The organism is Pseudoalteromonas sp. SR43-3 (genome assembly GCF_014163875.1).
In the GTDB taxonomy this organism is placed as follows: Bacteria; Pseudomonadota; Gammaproteobacteria; order Enterobacterales; family Alteromonadaceae; genus Pseudoalteromonas; species Pseudoalteromonas distincta.
The window spans coordinates 1-17,259 of the sequence record NZ_JACJEC010000008.1; the positions used below are offsets into that span (position 1 = coordinate 1).

The 17,259-nt window shown below is 40.4% G+C and carries 16 protein-coding genes and 1 pseudogene; 7 read left to right on the forward strand and 10 right to left on the reverse strand.

The window, feature by feature from the left end:
- A pseudogene (locus tag H5088_RS11295) lies at positions 1 to 168 on the forward strand (elongation factor Tu); the annotation flags it as partial.
- 246 nt (positions 169 to 414) lie between these two features.
- Here the strand turns inward: H5088_RS11295 and H5088_RS11300 are convergent.
- From H5088_RS11300 to H5088_RS11320, 5 genes are all read right to left on the reverse strand, one after another.
- A complete protein-coding gene (locus H5088_RS11300; RefSeq protein ID WP_182694140.1) occupies positions 415 to 1,611 on the reverse strand; it encodes a dipeptidase in 1,197 nt (398 codons plus the stop codon).
- A gap of 64 nt (positions 1,612 to 1,675) precedes the next feature.
- Entirely contained in the window at positions 1,676 to 1,930 is a 255-nt protein-coding gene (locus H5088_RS11305; RefSeq protein WP_004335925.1) for a YheU family protein, read from the reverse strand.
- A 2-nt stretch (positions 1,931 to 1,932) separates the two neighbouring features.
- Entirely contained in the window at positions 1,933 to 2,919 is a 987-nt protein-coding gene (locus tag H5088_RS11310; RefSeq protein WP_024606596.1) for a hydrolase, read from the reverse strand.
- A gap of 832 nt (positions 2,920 to 3,751) precedes the next feature.
- Positions 3,752 to 4,174, reverse strand: a complete 423-nt coding sequence (locus H5088_RS11315) for a TIGR02444 family protein (protein WP_182752889.1) — start codon at positions 4,172 to 4,174, stop codon at positions 3,752 to 3,754.
- On the reverse strand, positions 4,158 to 6,080 hold the full coding sequence (locus H5088_RS11320; RefSeq protein ID WP_182752890.1) for an ATP-binding cassette domain-containing protein: 1,923 nt from the start codon (positions 6,078 to 6,080) through the stop codon (positions 4,158 to 4,160). The genes H5088_RS11315 and H5088_RS11320 overlap by 17 nt, the downstream gene beginning before the upstream one ends.
- A gap of 132 nt (positions 6,081 to 6,212) precedes the next feature.
- Here H5088_RS11320 and H5088_RS11325 point away from each other — a divergent pair, with 132 nt between their 5' ends.
- Complete coding sequence (locus H5088_RS11325) at positions 6,213 to 6,416, forward strand: YheV family putative zinc ribbon protein (RefSeq protein ID WP_007378899.1); 204 nt, start codon at positions 6,213 to 6,215, stop codon at positions 6,414 to 6,416.
- Positions 6,417 to 6,448: 32 nt separating this feature from the next.
- On the opposite strand, the gene H5088_RS11330 is transcribed toward H5088_RS11325, so the two are convergent.
- Both H5088_RS11330 and H5088_RS11335 read right to left on the reverse strand, forming a co-directional pair.
- A complete protein-coding gene (locus tag H5088_RS11330) occupies positions 6,449 to 6,664 on the reverse strand; it encodes a SlyX family protein (protein WP_004335946.1) in 216 nt (71 codons plus the stop codon).
- Positions 6,651 to 7,649: a WD40 repeat domain-containing protein gene (locus tag H5088_RS11335; RefSeq protein WP_182716065.1), complete on the reverse strand. Its 999-nt coding sequence runs from the start codon at positions 7,647 to 7,649 to the stop codon at positions 6,651 to 6,653. The genes H5088_RS11330 and H5088_RS11335 overlap by 14 nt, the downstream gene beginning before the upstream one ends.
- A gap of 215 nt (positions 7,650 to 7,864) precedes the next feature.
- Here H5088_RS11335 and fkpA point away from each other — a divergent pair, with 215 nt between their 5' ends.
- A complete protein-coding gene (gene fkpA, locus H5088_RS11340; RefSeq protein ID WP_182752891.1) occupies positions 7,865 to 8,617 on the forward strand; it encodes an FKBP-type peptidyl-prolyl cis-trans isomerase in 753 nt (250 codons plus the stop codon).
- Between the two features lie 65 nt (positions 8,618 to 8,682).
- Here the strand turns inward: fkpA and rsd are convergent, their stop codons facing one another.
- Positions 8,683 to 9,153 (reverse strand): sigma D regulator, encoded by a 471-nt coding sequence (rsd, locus tag H5088_RS11345; protein ID WP_138489928.1) that lies wholly within the window; start codon positions 9,151 to 9,153, stop codon positions 8,683 to 8,685.
- 528 nt (positions 9,154 to 9,681) lie between these two features.
- Between rsd and hemE the strand changes: the two genes are divergently transcribed.
- Entirely contained in the window at positions 9,682 to 10,746 is a 1,065-nt protein-coding gene (gene hemE, locus H5088_RS11350; RefSeq protein ID WP_002961084.1) for a uroporphyrinogen decarboxylase, read from the forward strand.
- Positions 10,747 to 10,842: 96 nt separating this feature from the next.
- On the opposite strand, the gene sthA is transcribed toward hemE, so the two are convergent.
- Positions 10,843 to 12,273 (reverse strand): Si-specific NAD(P)(+) transhydrogenase, encoded by a 1,431-nt coding sequence (gene sthA / locus H5088_RS11355; RefSeq protein WP_007378904.1) that lies wholly within the window; start codon positions 12,271 to 12,273, stop codon positions 10,843 to 10,845.
- Positions 12,274 to 12,286: 13 nt separating this feature from the next.
- Positions 12,287 to 13,420 (reverse strand): fatty acid desaturase, encoded by a 1,134-nt coding sequence (locus H5088_RS11360; RefSeq protein ID WP_182712452.1) that lies wholly within the window; start codon positions 13,418 to 13,420, stop codon positions 12,287 to 12,289.
- Between the two features lie 126 nt (positions 13,421 to 13,546).
- Here H5088_RS11360 and fabR point away from each other — a divergent pair, with 126 nt between their 5' ends.
- The 3 genes from fabR to leuB all read left to right on the forward strand — a co-directional run bounded on the left by fabR (position 13,547) and on the right by leuB (position 17,202).
- Positions 13,547 to 14,170 carry an HTH-type transcriptional repressor FabR gene (gene fabR / locus H5088_RS11365; RefSeq protein ID WP_002961087.1) on the forward strand — a complete coding sequence of 208 codons (624 nt, stop codon included), beginning with the start codon at positions 13,547 to 13,549 and terminating at the stop codon, positions 14,168 to 14,170.
- Positions 14,171 to 14,575: 405 nt separating this feature from the next.
- On the forward strand, positions 14,576 to 16,129 hold the full coding sequence (gene leuA / locus H5088_RS11370; RefSeq protein WP_002961090.1) for a 2-isopropylmalate synthase: 1,554 nt from the start codon (positions 14,576 to 14,578) through the stop codon (positions 16,127 to 16,129).
- Positions 16,126 to 17,202, forward strand: coding sequence for a 3-isopropylmalate dehydrogenase (leuB, locus tag H5088_RS11375; RefSeq protein ID WP_002961092.1), 1,077 nt, complete (start codon positions 16,126 to 16,128; stop codon positions 17,200 to 17,202). Before leuA ends, leuB begins: the two co-directional genes overlap by 4 nt.
- Positions 17,203 to 17,259: the final 57 nt, after the last annotated feature.

The following is a 17,259-nucleotide window of genomic DNA, read 5'->3' on the forward strand; positions in this document are numbered from 1 at the left end:
GGTGACGTACAGTTACCAGAAGGCGTAGAAATGGTAATGCCTGGTGATAACATCAAGATGACAGTAACTCTAATCGCACCAATCGCGATGGATGAAGGTCTTCGTTTTGCTATCCGTGAAGGTGGCCGTACTGTAGGTGCTGGTGTTGTAGCAACTATCGTAGAGTAATAATTAACTTTAAAGTTAATTGTTAGAAAAAGGTCACTCAGGTGGCCTTTTTTAATGCCTGAAGAAAAGTGATTTGCTCCTAGGTATAGAATTATTGCCGAGCTTGGGTTGAGTTTTACGAAACCCGAGGGGGAAAATAGTACCGAAGATAACTATGCTGTTAAATATAAAAAAGCACGGCTAGGCCGCGCTTATATTGAGTTAGCTCTTGGTCTTTTAGCCAATTACTAATATATGATAAAAGCTTTAGTGTTTCTTCGCATACTCTTGCGCTTGTTTTAAAACTCTTAATAAATTGCCACTTAAAATCTTTTTAATATCTTTGTCGCTGTAATCTCTATCCATTAAACCTTGGACAAGATTTGGGTAGCTAGATACATCTTTTAAGCCGATAGGTAATGAATCGCCAACTCCATCATAATCAGAGCCAATACCTACATAATCAATACCAATTAGCTCAACTACGTGATCAATATGGTCAAGTACTTGCTCAAGACTTGCAAATGGATACGGATTTTTAGCACGGTACGCAGCATCAAAATCTTTACTTAACTTAGTGCCTTCTTTTTTAGCCGACTCTTTTGTACTTTTTAATTGCTTGCCCCAACTACCTGCTTTAGCGGTAACAAAGCTTGATCCAAAGTTGATTTGAATAACGCCGCCATTTTCTTTCAGCGCTAATAGCATATCGTCATTCATATTACGCTCAAAGCCAGGCGTGTATTTACGAAGTGATGAATGAGAGGCAATTACTGGTGTTTTAGAAAGATCCATAACCTGATAAAACGCATCATCAGAAATATGCGATACGTCAATTAGCATGCCTATATTATTCATTTCAGTGACAAGCTTTTTACCAAATGGGCTTAAGCCTTTCCATTTACGGCGTATATCGTAAGACGAATCCGAAATATGGTTGCTTTGAGAGTGCGCTAGTGTGATGTAACGAATGCCACGGTCGTAAAAGTGCTGAAGGTTTTTCATATCACCTTCGATTGGAGAGCCATTTTCCATACCCATGGCTATAGACAGCTTACCTTGTTTAAATTGCTCTTCAATATCAGAGCTTGAGCTCGCAATAGCAAACTTATCGGGTGCGCGCTGGACTATGGCTTCCATACTATCAATCATTTGATTGGCTAGCTGGTAGCTTTTTCCTTTACCCTCAAACTCTAAATGCGCAGGAATATAAATCGACATAAACGGTGCGTTTAAACCGCCTTTTACAGCGCGAGGATAGTCAAAATCGCCATCACTAGTTGCTTTGGTTACATCAACCCAGCTTTCGTGAATTCGATAAGGTACGTCAATATGGGTATCAATTAAAATGGTATCTTTAGCGAGTTTAATTGCCTTATCAGATGCTGTTATTGTTTGTTCTGCTTGGGCTTGGCTAGTTAAAGCTAGTGATATGGCTACCACTAGAGTGCTGAGTTTTATCATGTTTTGGCTCTTTGGGTAAAAAGCCATTGTGTACGTTCAATTCAAAAGTTACAAGTACTACGCCTTAATCAAACGACTGTGCTTGATGCTCTTCACTTTGCAGCGCTTTAAATTCGCCTTTTGAAATTATAGTTACAGACTCGTGTAATTCTGAGAAAAACACCATCGCTTCGCCATTTTTAAGCTGCAGCTTTACTTGGCTTACTTTAGATTCGATGCTTGCCTCTACTTCACCATAATCGGTACCTTCGCGTAATACGTAGCTTTCGATTAAGTTATAAAGAGTGTCTTGATCGAGTTGTTCAAAAGGGATAATCATTACTACTTGTTACTCGCTTTATTTGATACGTGCTGGCTAAAATAATGAGGGACGGCTTTTTCTAACCAAAATATAGGTTTAAACGGATTTTTACCGCTAATAAAACCAACATGCCCGCCCTTGTCAGAGATGCGCAGCGTAACATGCTCACTTACGTCTTGCCTACTCGGTACGGCTTTAATTGAGAGCATAGGGTCGTCTTTGGAATGAATAATAAGTGTGGGTACAGCGATATCTTTCAAATACGGCATAGCACTGGCTTTACGGTAGTAATCGTGTGCGTTTTCAAAACCATGTAGAGGGGCTGTTAACTGATTATCAAACTCTAATAAATCGTCAATTTTCATTAACTGTTTTGGCGTTAATGAAATTTGCTGCTTAATTTGTGGCAGCTTTCGCTGCATTGATTTTTTCATCCGATCGAGCAGATATTTTTGGTAAATTTTACCTAAGCTTTTACGAATAACATCGCTCGATGACGACAAATCATAAGGGGCAGATACCACCGCTGCTGCACTTAATGGGCATTTTTCGCGTTCTTCACCTAAGTATTTGGCAAGTACGTTACCGCCCAACGAAAAACCAACAGCGACCATAGTGCGCTTAGGAAATTGCAGCTTTAAGTGATTTATAAAAAAAGCTAAATCGGCTGTGTCACCGCTGTGATAAGCACGTGGTAGGCGATTTACTTCGGTTGAGCAATTTCTAAAGTGCATAAGCACAACTGCATAACCTTGTTTTTTTAATGCCTTCATCATGCCTTTGGCATAAAAGCTATTTATATTGCCTTCAAGGCCATGTAAAACAACAGCAAGTGGTGCGGTTTCATTATGTGGAAGTGACCATGCAAGCTCAATAAAGTCACCATCAGGTGTATCAAGTTGCTCAAGTTCGTAGGACGTATTGTGAAATGGGCGGAAAAAACGCGGCATTATGGTCTGAACGTGACGATTGGTCATCCACCATGCTGGTTTGAACTGAGAGATCATGTTTGTACTACGCACTTTGTATTAAACGAAAAGCTAGTGTATCAAATTTTTCGCTTCAGAAAATAAAAAGCGCCTAACTAGTAAACTAATAAGGCGCTTTAGTGCGTCGTGCTTAATTTTGTTCGGGAATTTCTGCGTCATGTATTTTTTTCAAAAAGAAAAAAGCAAAAAAGATACACAAAGAAACAACGATGGTTAAAAACCCAAAAGACATAAATAAAACTGGATCTGTAAAAAAGTCTCTAAAGAATACGTTCATGAGTTGCTCCCCTCGTTGTTGATGGGTTAATCATAGGCGGTGTTTGCAGGTCGCAACGTGATCGAGATCAAGTTATTTTTCTAAGCAGCTGTAGGAGTGACGCTAAGTTGATTTAGATCATGTTTTAAGGGCTACTAAGTTATTACCACTGAGAGCTAAGAGATTTTTTCACTTTACCTAAAAGCGTAGCGCTTTAAACTTTTTTGAGTAAACCACTTAAAGATTTTTTGCACAAAGAGAAAATGAGCCAAATAACTGCTCAATATTTATATTTTTCACCTGAATAATTTAGTTTGTTTTCCTCTAAAAGCGAAGCGCCTCTTAACCTCTTTGTGAATAAAGTACTTAAAGATTTTTTGCACAAAGAGAAAAAAATGAGAAGTAAATGAGGGTAGAGCAATAAACTACTTGAGCCAAATAACTGCTCAATATTTTTATTTTTCACCTGAATAATTTAGTTTGTTTTCCTCTAAAAGCGAAGCGCCTCTTAACCTCTTTGTGAGTAATTACTTGAAGTTTTTTTGCACAAAGAAAAGAGTATAAAAAGTGGAGGAGGCTACAAAAACTAATACCCTAAGTGGCTTTCACATATAGCTCAATGTTGTTTGGCTCTGAAAGTTTGACTAATTCAAGCTCATTTACCGTTCCAATCAACATATGTTGCTGTTGTTTTTCAAGCTTCAGCTCAGCGCTTAGCAACTCTGCACGTATTGTGGCGTAATCACTTATCGCATTCTGATTAGCTTTTAAATAGCTACGAGCGGCGCGCAGAGGTTGTAATGCGCGAGTATCAAAGTCACTAACTACTTGCGTTAACTCGTTTAGCTGTTGGGTATTAATACTTAAATTTAATGAATCTAAATAAAGCAGTAATAAGCATAAATTAACATTTTTTCCTTGCTGGTTTTGTAGTGCCAGCAAGGTTTTTTGTTGCTCAGGCTTTGCGTACAAGGTGCACGCAAATTGCCAAAAATGGTCGCTATTGAGCAAGTTCATCGGCGAATGCCTGCTCTTTTTCTTCCATTTCTTCAAGTGCCATAAGTAACTCTTCTTCAACGTCGTTAAGTTTAGGTGTAAGCTTTGCTTGCTTAGCTAATAACTCTTTAAGCTTGGCTTTGTTGTCATCGTTGTAGAGTTCGTTGTCGCCAAGGGCTACTTCAACTTCGCTAAGCTCTGCAGTAAATTTATCGAGTTGCTTTTCAAGCTTTTCAATTTGCTTTTTAAGTGGTTGAGTGGCCTTTCTAAACTCAGCCTCTAGGCGTTTTTGTTCTTTACGGTTAACACCTGGGTTTGCTTTAGGCTCGTCGTTTTGCTGCGCTTTAACCGCTTCTTTATTGGCATTCAGTAACCACTGATAATACGCATCTAAGTCGTAACCAAACTGGGTTACTTTGCCGCCATCTACTAAGTAAAACTCGTCGGCGGTGTTTTTAAGCATATGGCGATCATGCGATACGGTAACCATAGCGCCTTCAAACCCTTGTAATGCCATAACAAGTGCATGGCGCATTTCTAAATCAAGGTGGTTAGTTGGCTCATCGAGTAGTAATAAATTTGGTTTTTGATATACCAACATGGCAAGCACTAAACGTGCTTTTTCGCCGCCCGAAAATGGGGCTACAGGCTCAAGTGCTTTATCGCCAATGAAAGCAAAGCCGCCTAAAAAGTCACGTAGTGATTGTTCAGTGGCTTTTGGGTCTAGTCGTTGTATGTGCATTATTGCACTGGCTTTTAAATCAAGGGATTCAAGCTGATGCTGCGCAAAGTAACCAATATTTAAACCGTGATGCTGAATAACTTCGCCAGCTTGCGGCTCTAAATCACCAGAAAGTAGTTTAATTAACGTTGATTTACCCGCACCATTTCTACCAAGTAAAGCAATTCGGCTACCTGGTACAAGGTTTAGCTCTATATTATTTAAAATGGTGACGTCACCATAACCCGCTTTGGCTTTATCTATTGTCATTAGTGGGTTTGGTAATGCTTTTGGCTCTGCAAACTCAAAGTTAAATGGCGAGTCGGCATGTGCCGGCGCTAGTTTTTCCATGCGTTCAAGCGCTTTCACACGGCTTTGTGCTTGTTTAGCTTTACTGGCTTTTGCTTTAAAGCGCGTTATAAACTGCTCAAGGTGAGCAATTTGATCTTGCTGTTTATCAAACATTGCTTGTTGTTGTAGTAAGCGCTCAGCTTTTTGGCGCTCAAACTGCGAGTAGTTACCTTTGTACACGTTAATAAGTTGCTTATCTACATGCCAAATTTGATCAACCACCGCATCTAAAAACTCACGGTCATGCGATATAAGTACAAGGGTGCCGGTATAAGCACGCAAAAAGCGTTCAAGCCAATAAACGGCATCTAAATCAAGGTGGTTTGTTGGCTCATCGAGTAATAGTAAATCGGCGTCGCGTATTAATGCTTGGGCAAGGTTTAAACGCATACGCCAACCACCAGAGAACGAGCTTACTGGATTTTCTATAAGGTTATTGGCAAAGCCTAAGCCGTGTAATAGCTCACCTGCGGTTGATTCAATGCTATAGCCTTTAATGTTCTCAAGCTGAATATGTACTTTAGCTTGTGTGTCGCCATCGTTGTTTTTCTCGGCCTCACGCAGTGCTATACGCATTGCGTAGTATTCTGGGTGGCCTTGAAGTACATAATCAATCGCGCTTATTTCAAGGGCAGGTGTCTCTTGCTTAACAGAGGCGATAGACCAATCTTTTGGAATGCTGCAGTTACCGGCATCTAGTTGTAGTTCTGATTTTAGTAAACCAAATAACGTTGATTTTCCACAGCCATTAGCGCCAACAAGGCCTACTTTGTGTTCTGGGAATAACGTAGCTGATGCGTTTTTTAATAAGGCTTTACCGCCACGAAGTAGTTCTATTTCTGAGATTTGGATCATGAATGCGTTACTTTGCTGTGCCCTTGTTAAGTTGGCGCTATCATAACATAGAACTTAATGCTCTTATCAAGCGTATCAACAAGTGAAGTTATACGATAAAATGACAGCAGTTCAAACCACAGGAAAAATGTTGTGAGACAAAAGAAGCGATTTATTGCTGGTGCATCGTGCCCTGACTGCAAAGCCATGGATACTATGATGCTATACAGAGAACATGATGTTGAAAAAGTAGAGTGTGTTGAGTGTGGTCATAAAATGGCGCAACCCGATAACGCTGTTCAGGCGTCTACTCGCCAATTTGAACAAGTAATTGGTGTGTTTAAACCGGGCGACTAACCCGGTTTTTTATTGCCTAATTTTTACCGGTTTTAGTAATGCGGTGGAGGTGGCTCAGGTACTTCAGACATCATAGACGATGATGACTGCGACTCTTTAATTTTCTCTGCTAGCAGCTCGGTTTGGCGTTTCATTTTTGCTAACAGCTGTTGGTGCACTTTTATTTCATCATTTAAGACTTCAATCGTTTCGTCTTGAAAAGCCACTTTGGCTTCAAGTTCCATTAAGCGATGTTCAATTGTGTTCATTATTCTCTCGTATAATAAATCGCTCTGCGATCCCGCTGGAGCTTTCGGTTAACAACGACTTACCGTTATCTGTAAATGTCACATCTAGCACCACCGCCGATTTAGGCTTACTGCCTTCGCGCGGGGTAACCTGCCAAGTTTGAATTTTTTCACCGCTTGGTATTTGCCACAAATCTACGCGCTTATTTGGCGAGCCGGTTGCAAGCAAAGTGCCTTGTTCGTTAAAACGCACAGCAGTAAAAATTTTCTGACGCGCAATATACTTCAGTTTACTCACAAGATCACCTGTAGTCAGCTTCCATACATTTGCTTGTGCCATACTATCGGCCGTAAACGCATAGCGACCTTGTGGATCGAGCGTCACTTGGGTAACACGCGTTGGGTGATTAAAACGATGAATTACTTGTCCTGTACGTGTATCCCAAAAGTAAGCAACATAATCGTTAGAACCACTTAAGGCAAAGCGTCCGTTAGGTGACAGGTCAACGGTGTTAACTTTATCTTGATGACCTAAAAACTCAATACGACGCCCAGTTTCTAGGTTTACAAATACGACAATGCCGTCGCTACGGCCGTATAAAACACTACGGCCTTGATTGCTAATAGCAATATCGCGAATACTGGCTTTTTGTATTTTGTAATAACCTTTATTTTTGCCTGTGGCTATATCCCACACAGCAAACGTGGTTTTTTCGGCGGTAACAGCCACGCTGTTATCAAAAGCAATGGCAACAGCGTACACTAGGCTGTCTTGTGACTGCTGCTGAAACCATTGGTATTTTAGCACCTGCTGTTGATTATCCCACAGGGCGACCCCATGGTTGATAGAGGAGATCAAACTGTATTTACCATCGTTTGAAACTGTTGATGAAAACGCACCTTGTGCAGCATGTTCGTAACTTGCTACAGCGTGTTGTTTTTTATCGGTACAGGCGATGGCTAAAAAACAGCTAAATACGATTAAAAAAGTACGAAATATCGACATATTACAGGTATTTCCCCTTAACTCTTAGTGACTGAGAGGTTAGACTAGGACGCGTTAAATGCCTAGGTTGTTTGTCTAATCACTGGATATGTTTTTAGTTTAGCTAACAATATGGAATTTAGTCATTAAACAAGCAGCCTATCATGTGGGCCGTTAATCTTTCACTAGTAATAATACATTAAAATGACAACTGCAAAGTGTGTCGGAGATTTAAAATGAAAAAGACGATTAGATTGTCATTGATTGCAGCGTCAGTTTTAGCGCTTACAGCTTGTAATCAAGAAGCAAAAAAAGAACAAGCTGAAGTTAAATTAGACACTGTAGAACAGCAACAAGCATACGGTATTGGTGCATCTGTAGGTAACTTTTTAAATAAAGACCTAGCAGACAAAACAGAAATTGGTATTGAACTAGACCAAGCACTTTTAATTCGTGGTTTTGAAGATGCGCTTGCTGGCAATGCAAAAATTGACGAAGAAAAAATTCGCGAAGTATTAACTGCACTAGATACATCAGTACGTACTAAGCAAGAAGAAAAAGCTAAAGTAGAGTCTGAAAAAAGTAAAGAAGCAGGCGCTAAATACCTAGCTGACAACGCTAAAAAAGAAGGCGTTACAGTAACTGAGTCGGGTCTACAGTACGAAGTACTTAGCGAAGGCGATGGCGATGGCGAAAAGCCAGTGGCAACTGATGTAGTTAAAGTACACTACAAAGGGACTTTATTAGACGGTACTGAGTTTGATAGCTCATATGCGCGTAACGAACCGACAACTTTCCCTCTTAACCGCGTAATTGCGGGTTGGACTGAAGGTTTACAACTTATGTCAGTGGGTTCTAAGTACAAGTTCACTATTCCTTCAGAACTTGCTTACGGTGACCGTGACTTAGGTAAGATTCCAGCTAATTCAACACTTGTATTTGAAGTTGAATTACTTGAAATTCAAAATGAAGAAGCACCAGCACAATAATAAGCTTATTGTGTAAATGCAAAAAGGGACCTTAGGTCCCTTTTTTAATATGCGTAAGTAACGTATTAATTCGTGTGATTAGAAAACAAGTTATCAATAAGCTCATCTTCAAGTGCAAAACGAGCTTCTAATGCCTCACCAATAACAGATAAGTCATTATCAAAATCTTTCAATAAGTCTTCTTTGTCTACTTCTGCGTACTTATCATTAAAATCTAACGCCACATCGGTTGTGCTAGAAATACGCGGGTAAATAGAGTTTGCAAGCTCTTGGCTTTGTAAGCCCTTTTTTTCGCATGCTTTTGCTATATCGTCATATACTTCAAAATGGCCTGCAGATAGGTAATCCATTAAAAGCTGGCAAAATGATTCAATTAGTTTTGGCTCTGGCAATGCTTGATCTTGCTTTTCGTACGGCGTAAAGCCTGCAATTTTGCAGTAAAGTACAATAAGTTCTTGGCGTTCGTTTAGCCATTTATCAATTACTGTGTGGCTACCACCCCATTTCTGTTGAGCTTTTTCTACACGCGTCAGCATAACTGTTCTCCTAGCTGGGTTGGTTTTTAATTTAAAATAATAAGTTTATGTACATCAAGATATATTTAATTTGCGCGTATATCAACAAGTAAAGTTGAGCTACTTTGAGGGTTGTACCTTTTTATATAAACCGAGATGAGGGATTTTATTTTAGGCAAGAAAAAACCACCAGTTACGGTGGTCTAATTTCTTTCAGTGACTTGTTATAACAAGCTTTCTTATTTTTATGAGATGATTTTTATTGTTATTATTTTAAAACATTTATTTTTATTGTTTTAAGATTTTTATTATTGTTTTTGTTAACGCGGGACAAACAATAACAAGGTTTTTGTAATGTTGCAAACATATTAATAAAAAGTTTTAAATGTTATTTATTTTTGTTTATTTTATAGTCAAAATGGATTAAAAAACTCTATTCTATTGATCTACCTCTAGGTAAAGCTGTTTTCGTCCCTAAGCAATAGAGGGTCGGAGAATATGGTGGTACAATCTTGCACAATTTATACAAGTCTTAGGATCATTTACGCCATGAGCGAATTAAAAAACGACCGTTATTTACGTGCACTTGCAAAACAACCTGTTGATGTAACTCCGGTATGGATGATGCGCCAAGCAGGACGCTATTTACCAGAGTATCGCGCTACACGTGCACAAGCGGGCGATTTTATGAGCCTGTGCCGTAATGCTGAGCTTGCATGTGAAGTAACACTGCAGCCACTTCGTCGCTACCCGTTAGATGCCGCTATATTATTTAGTGATATTTTAACGATTCCAGATGCGATGGGTTTAGGTCTTTACTTTGAAACTGGCGAAGGCCCTAAGTTCGAACGTCCTATTTCATCTCTTGCTGATGTTAAAAAAATTCCAAAGTTAGACCCTACAGACGAGCTTGGCTACGTAATGAACGCAGTAAGCACTATTCGTCGTGAGCTTAAAGGCGAAGTACCGCTTATTGGTTTTTCTGGTTCACCTTGGACGCTAGCAACGTATATGGTTGAAGGCGGTAGCAGCAAAGTATTTGGTAAAATCAAAAAAATGGCGTTTGCAGAGCCGCAAACACTTCATTTATTACTAGATAAGTTAGCTGATTCAGTTATTGATTACTTAAATGCTCAAATTAAAGCTGGCGCGCAATCGCTAATGGTATTTGACTCATGGGGCGGTGTATTAAGCCCGCGCGATTACAACGAATTTTCATTACAATACATGCATAAAATTGTAGATGGCTTAATTCGTGAGTACGACGGTCGTAAAGTACCGGTTACTTTGTTCACTAAAAATGGTGGTCAATGGATTGAAGCTATTGCAGCAACAGGCTGTGATGCAATCGGTCTTGATTGGACTATTAATATTAGCGACGCTAAGCGCCGTGTGGGTGATAAAGTAGCTCTACAAGGTAATATGGACCCATCTATGTTACACGGTACACCAGAGCGTATTCGCCAAGAAGTAGGCACTATTTTAGAAGACTTTGGTACAGGCAATGGCCACGTGTTTAACTTAGGCCACGGTATTACACCAGATGTAGACCCTGAAAATGCTGGCGTATTCATTAATGCAGTACATGAGCTAAGTGCTAAGTACCATAAGTAATAGTCACTTAAACAAGCTTTAAAACTGTTTAAAAGTAAAAAACCCGCTAAGTTGCGGGTTTTTTTGTTACCTATTTATAAAGGCTTTTAAAACTACTTATTTAAATAAGCGATTTAAGCCATTTAATGCCGCAACACGGTAGGCTTCAGCCATGGTTGGGTAGTTAAATGTGGTATTTACAAAGTAGTCGATATTATTGCCACCATTTTTTTGTTCCATAATAGCTTGGCCAATGTGAACAATTTCAGAGGCACGTTCGCCAAAACAATGTACGCCAAGTACTTCTTTGGTTTCGGTGTGGAATAATATTTTTAAACTACCTACTTCAGTACCAGCAATTTGCGCGCGAGCCAAATGCTTAAACTGAGCCCGGCCTACTTCATACGGTACTTTAGCGGCTGTAAGCTCTTGCTCGGTTTTACCTACTGAGCTCATTTCTGGAATGGTATAAATACCAGCCGGAATATCAACAATCAGCCTGTCATCGCAGTTACCACATGCAATTGCATCAGCAGCTATACGACCTTGGTCAAACGCAGCACTTGCAAGGCTTGGGTAGCCTATTACATCACCTACAGCGTAAACGTTATCAATTTCTGTTTGGTATGTTTCGTTAACTTTTAATTGGCCACGGCTATCGGCTTTTAAGCCAATGGCTTCAAGATTTAGTGTATCAGTGTTACCAGTACGACCATTAGCAAATAAAATACAGTCAGCTTTTACGCGTTTACCTGATTTTAGATGCATTATAACGCAGTCGTCACGCGTCTCAATTCGGTCAAACTCTTCGTTATGGCGAATAACAATACCGCTATTCCAAAAGTGATAGCTAAGTGCGTCAGATATTTCTGCATCCATAAAAGCAAGTAGTCGATCGCGTGTATTAACCAAATCAACTTTAGCGCCTAAACCTTTAAATATTGACGCGTACTCACAACCAATTACACCTGCACCATAAATCAGTACACGATGAGGGTCATGCTCAAGGCCAAGTATTGTGTCACTTTCGTAAATGCGAGAATGCGTAAAATCTACCTCTGGTGGGCGATAAGGGCGTGAACCCGTTGCAATAACAATCGTTTTAGCAGTCAGTCGCTCAGTTGAACCATCATTTCGTTTTACTTCAATTGTGTGCTTATCTACAAAGCTCGCATCACCTTGAAACATATGAATGCGGTTACGATCGTAAAAGCTACTACGTAAATTAGATTGCTTAGAAATAACAGAACTTGCGTGACGTAAAATATCAGGAAATGTTAAGCGGCTAGGGCGCTCACCAACATTAAATAACGGATTTGCTTTGTATTCAATATAGCGGCTAACAGAGTGGCGAAGCGCTTTTGAAGGAATTGTTCCCCAATGTACACAACCGCCACCAACTGATTCTTGGCGTTCAATAACCGCTACTTTTTTATCGTTTTTTGAAAGGTTCATGGCGGTACCTTCACCGCCAGGACCCGTGCCAATAATTATTGCATCATATTGGTATGTCACGGGTACTTTTTTTTGTTCTGGTTGTTTGGCCACAGCCACTCCTAAATTAATTAAAAGAGGCTTTTAATAACCTCGCATTAAGTGCTAGCCATGCCTGTTTTTGATTTTCCCAGGCGGCTTCCAACTCATGGTATTGTGCCATTAATGCTGAGCGTTCACACTGCTTTGCCATGTTATTTTTTTTAACTTCTAACACTTGTTTTTGTAGTGAACAATAATTTTGCAGTTTTTTCAGCAGTAAATCGTACTCTTGTTGTAATAATGTAATCTTATCTTGTGCTAAAGGCAATTTTGCAAGGCGCGTTTGCGTTTTGCTCATGAGCGTTTCGGCCTTCGCTTTTTCGATACGTTCAACAGGAGTACGCTTTAATTTATTGGCTAAACCTACAGCTGCTAAAGAGCGGATCATCCATTTTGTTGGGTCGTAATGAAACCATTTAATACCGTTACGGTAGTCGCTTGCAAAAATATGGTGGAAGTTATGGTACCCCTCACCGTATGTAAATAACGCTAAAAAGCCGTTATCACGTGCCGTATTTTTTTCGGTGTATGGGCGAGAGCCCCAAATATGTGCAACTGAGTTTATAAAAAAGGTAAAGTGTTGACTCATTACTAAGCGTAGTAAACCTGCAAGAATTAACATCCCCCACACATCACCAACCAATAAACCAAGTGCTAGAGGCAAGCCTACGTTCATAGCAATCACAAGCTTTAAGTAATGTTTATGTTGCCACATAACTATTTTATTGCGCTGTAAATCACGACAATTACTATAATCACCGTAGCTATCGCCTTGGTAGTCACGTAACATCCATCCGATATGGCTATACCAAAAACCATTGGTCGCCGCGTAAGGGTCTTTTATTGGGTCGTCAACTTGACCGTGATGTATACGGTGATCGCTACTCCAATGCAATGCACTGTTTTGCAGCGCAAAAGCACCGCCAAGCGCAAAAATAAATTCAACTGCAGGGTGTGCGTTATAGGTTTTATGTGCCCATAATCGATGGTAGCCGGCAGTAATTGATAAGCCTGCATAAAACATGCAGCCTACAAAAGCAATCCAATGCGCGCTGGTAAATCCGTAGCTAATGGCGTACCAAGGTACAAGTGTGGCAGCCGCCAAAAAGGTTAGGCTAAAAAATAGGACGTTTGTCCAAATAATCGGTGGTTTATTCATAATTCTCAATCTCAGCGTACAACTGTAAGCTAAAATAGTATTTCAAACTCTTGTCGTCAAGTATTAGACTGGACAATTGAGCTAATATCACTAAATATTCATATAAAATAATTCAGGGAGCTGTTGATGTCGGGTGTTAGAGCACAACAGAAACAAAAAACACGACAGGCGTTAATTCAAGCGGCATTTAATCAGCTGAGTGCTGATCATAGTTTTTCGAATTTAAGTTTACGCGAAGTAGCACGAGAAGCTGGTATTGCCCCAACTTCTTTTTATCGTCATTTTAAAGACATGGATGAGCTAGGTTTAACCATGGTAGACGAAGCTGGCTTAACTCTTCGCCAACTTATGCGCCAAGCTCGTAGACGAATAGCGAACGATGGCGGCAGTGTTATAAATACCTCAGTGGTTACTTTTATGGAGTTTATTGATAACTCAAGTAACCAATTTAGGTTGTTGCTACGAGAACGCTCTGGGACTTCTAAAGCATTTAGAGCCGCAGTAGCGCGCGAGGTAAAACATTTTATTTTAGAGCTGGCTCATTATTTAGAAAGTGAAACTAAATGTAATGCTATGCATGCCTATATTCAGGCGGAATCTATGGTAACGCTCGTATTTAATGCGGGTGCAGAGGCGCTCGATATAGAAGGATTGCAACGCGACGAATTGATTGAGCGCGTTATTTGGCAGCTGCGTTATATTACTCGTGGAGCCGGGCATTACGTAAGAGAAACGAGTAAAGAAGCATAGCTTAAAAAAATTGTAAAAAGTTAATATAAGCACGGTATATTGCAGTGCTTATTAATTTAAGCGTCACTAGTCATGTATTTGTTATTTTAATTCTTAATAGGTGCCTTGGTTGAATTAAAAAACCCAATTGAATCGTTTTTAAATCTGTTTTGTGGAATTTTTATGCTTGCTTCCGTCGCTTTGTAATGTTAAAAATAGGCTTCACTGAACACACACACAAGAAAACAAGATGCATATTATTCGTTTAATTACACTAAAACTTAACCTCTTACTGCTATGGTCAGTGAGCGGGGATTAGTGTGTTTGCATCGAGTTGAACACTAAAAACCCCGCAATTGCGGGGTTTTTTTTATCTCGCGGCTGGGATTAATTGAAATTTGGGTAACATAGGAATGAGGGGCAGTTATGCAAGAGCAAGATAAAGTATGGATTTTTGATACCACCTTACGTGATGGCGAACAGGCGCTTAAAGCAAGCCTTACTGAAGATGATAAAATTCAATTAGCGCATACAATTAGCCGCTTGAATGTGGATGTGATGGAAGTGGGTTTTCCAGTTTCGAGCCCTGCTGATTTTCGCTCGGTGCAACGTATTGCAACCGAAGTAAAAGGCCCGATTATTTGTGGTTTGGCACGCTCTGTTGCTAAAGACATTGAAGCCTGTGGCGAAGCACTTCGCACAGCTCAGCAAAGCCGTATTCATACTTTTATTGCTACAAGCCCTTTGCACCTTGAACATAAATTACGTATGAGCCTAGATGATGCAACGGCTATGGCTGTTAAATCAATTAAATTGGCGCGTAACTATACTGATGATGTTGAATTTTCGTGTGAAGATGCCGGTCGTACGCCGCATTGGGATTTATGTAAAATTGTTGAACAGGCAATTAACGCCGGTGCCTCTACTATTAACTTGCCAGATACCGTTGGTTTTGTAACGCCAGATGAGTACGCCGCGATGATCCGCCATTTAATGAATAACGTGCCAAATATTGATAAAGCGCGTTTAAGTGTGCATTGCCACAACGATTTAGGTTTAGCAGTAGCAAACTCTGTGGCCGCTGTACAAGCGGGTGCACGCCAAATTGAGTGTACTATCAATGGCATTGGTGAGCGGGCTGGTAACTGCTCGCTTGAAGAAGTGGCAATGATCATGAAAATGCGCAAAGACCATTTAAAAGTATACACAGATATTAAAAGTGAAGAAATTTACCGCGCATCTCGTCAAGTGGCTAAAATTTGTAATATGCCAGTACAACCAAATAAAGCGATTGTTGGCGAAAACGCCTTTGCGCATAGTTCTGGCATTCACCAAGACGGTGTATTAAAAGCGCAAAATACTTATGAGATTATGTCGCCAGAAAGCGTGGGTGTGCCAAGTAACCAATTAAATATGACTTCGCGTTCGGGTCGTCATGTTATTGAGCATCGCCTAGAAGAGTTAGGCTATCAAAAATCTGATTACGATATGGATGGCTTATATAAAAGCTTTATTGAGTTGGCTGACCAAAAAGGCACCGTATACGATTACGACCTTGAGGCGATGATTTACTTTAATCAAATTAACGACAAAGACGAAAAATACCAATTAGAATTTGTTAACTCAGCCTCTAACTCACAATCGGTAGCAAGCTCTACCATTGGAATGCGAATTGATGGCGAAGCTAAACAAGAAGCCGCGACAGGTAATGGCCCAGTAGAAGCTTCGTTTGCAGCTATTGAGCGCTTAACCGGTATGAGCGTTGAAATGATTGAATATAATTTAGAAGCGACAGGTCAAGGTGCAAGCTCATTAGGCCAAGTAAATATTATAGCTAAATACGATGGCCGACCTTACCACGGTGCGGGCATTGCAGCGGATGTGGTTGAAGCGTCGGTACGCGCCATGATCCGTGTTTATAACTTAATTTATCGTGCACAAAAAGTGTCTGATTTAAAACAACAAAGGAAAGCAGGATGAGTAAAACAAACTACAGCGTTGCCGTATTAGCTGGCGACGGTATTGGTCCAGAAGTGATGGCAGCAGCAGAACAAGTACTTGATGCTGTGAGCAATAAGTTTGGTTTTACCCTGAACCGTGAGCATTATGCAATTGGTGGCGCAGCCATTGATGAATTTGGTAAAGCATTACCAGAGAGCACACTTGCAGCGTGTGAAAACGCTGACGCTATTTTATTTGGTTCGGTAGGCGGTCCTAAATGGGAAAACCTACCACCAAACGAGCAGCCTGAGCGCGCATCGTTATTGCCGCTTCGTAAGCACTTTGGTTTGTTTTGTAACCTGCGCCCTGCACAGTTATTACCTGCATTAAGTGCAGCGTCACCACTTCGCGCTGATATTAGCGAAAAAGGTTTTGATATTTTATGTGTGCGCGAGCTAACCGGCGGCATTTATTTTGGCGAAAAAGGCCGTAGCGGCGAAGGCGCTGAAGAAGCTGCTTTTGATACGCAAACATACTCGCGTAAAGAAATTGAACGTATTGCTCGTTTTGCTTTTGAAGCTGCAAAATTACGTAGTAACCATGTTACCTCTGTTGATAAAGCAAACGTACTTGCATCAAGCGTACTATGGCGCGAAGTAGTCACCGAAGTAAGCAAAGACTACCCAGAAGTAAGCCTAGATTACATTTACGTAGATAACGCCGCTATGCAGTTAGTTAAACAGCCTAGCCAATTTGACGTACTACTTTGCGATAACTTATTTGGCGATATTTTGTCAGATGAGTGCGCCATGATCACAGGCTCTATGGGTTTATTACCTTCGGCAAGCTTGAATCAATCGGGTTTTGGATTGTACGAGCCAGCAGGCGGTTCAGCACCAGATATTGCAGGTAAAGGTGTTGCAAACCCAATAGCACAAATTTTAAGTGCCGCATTAATGTTACGTTACTCGCTAGGGCAAGACGAAGCTGCGCGCACCATTGAAAAAGCAGTAGCAGAAGCTGTAGAAGCAGGTGTAGGCACGCCAGATATATATCCAAATGCCGGTTACAGCACAAGCGATGTGGCAGCCGCTATCGTTTCACGCATTTAATAACATATTAAAGTTGCAGCACCGTTATGCTGCAACTCAAACAGATTAGGGAATTAG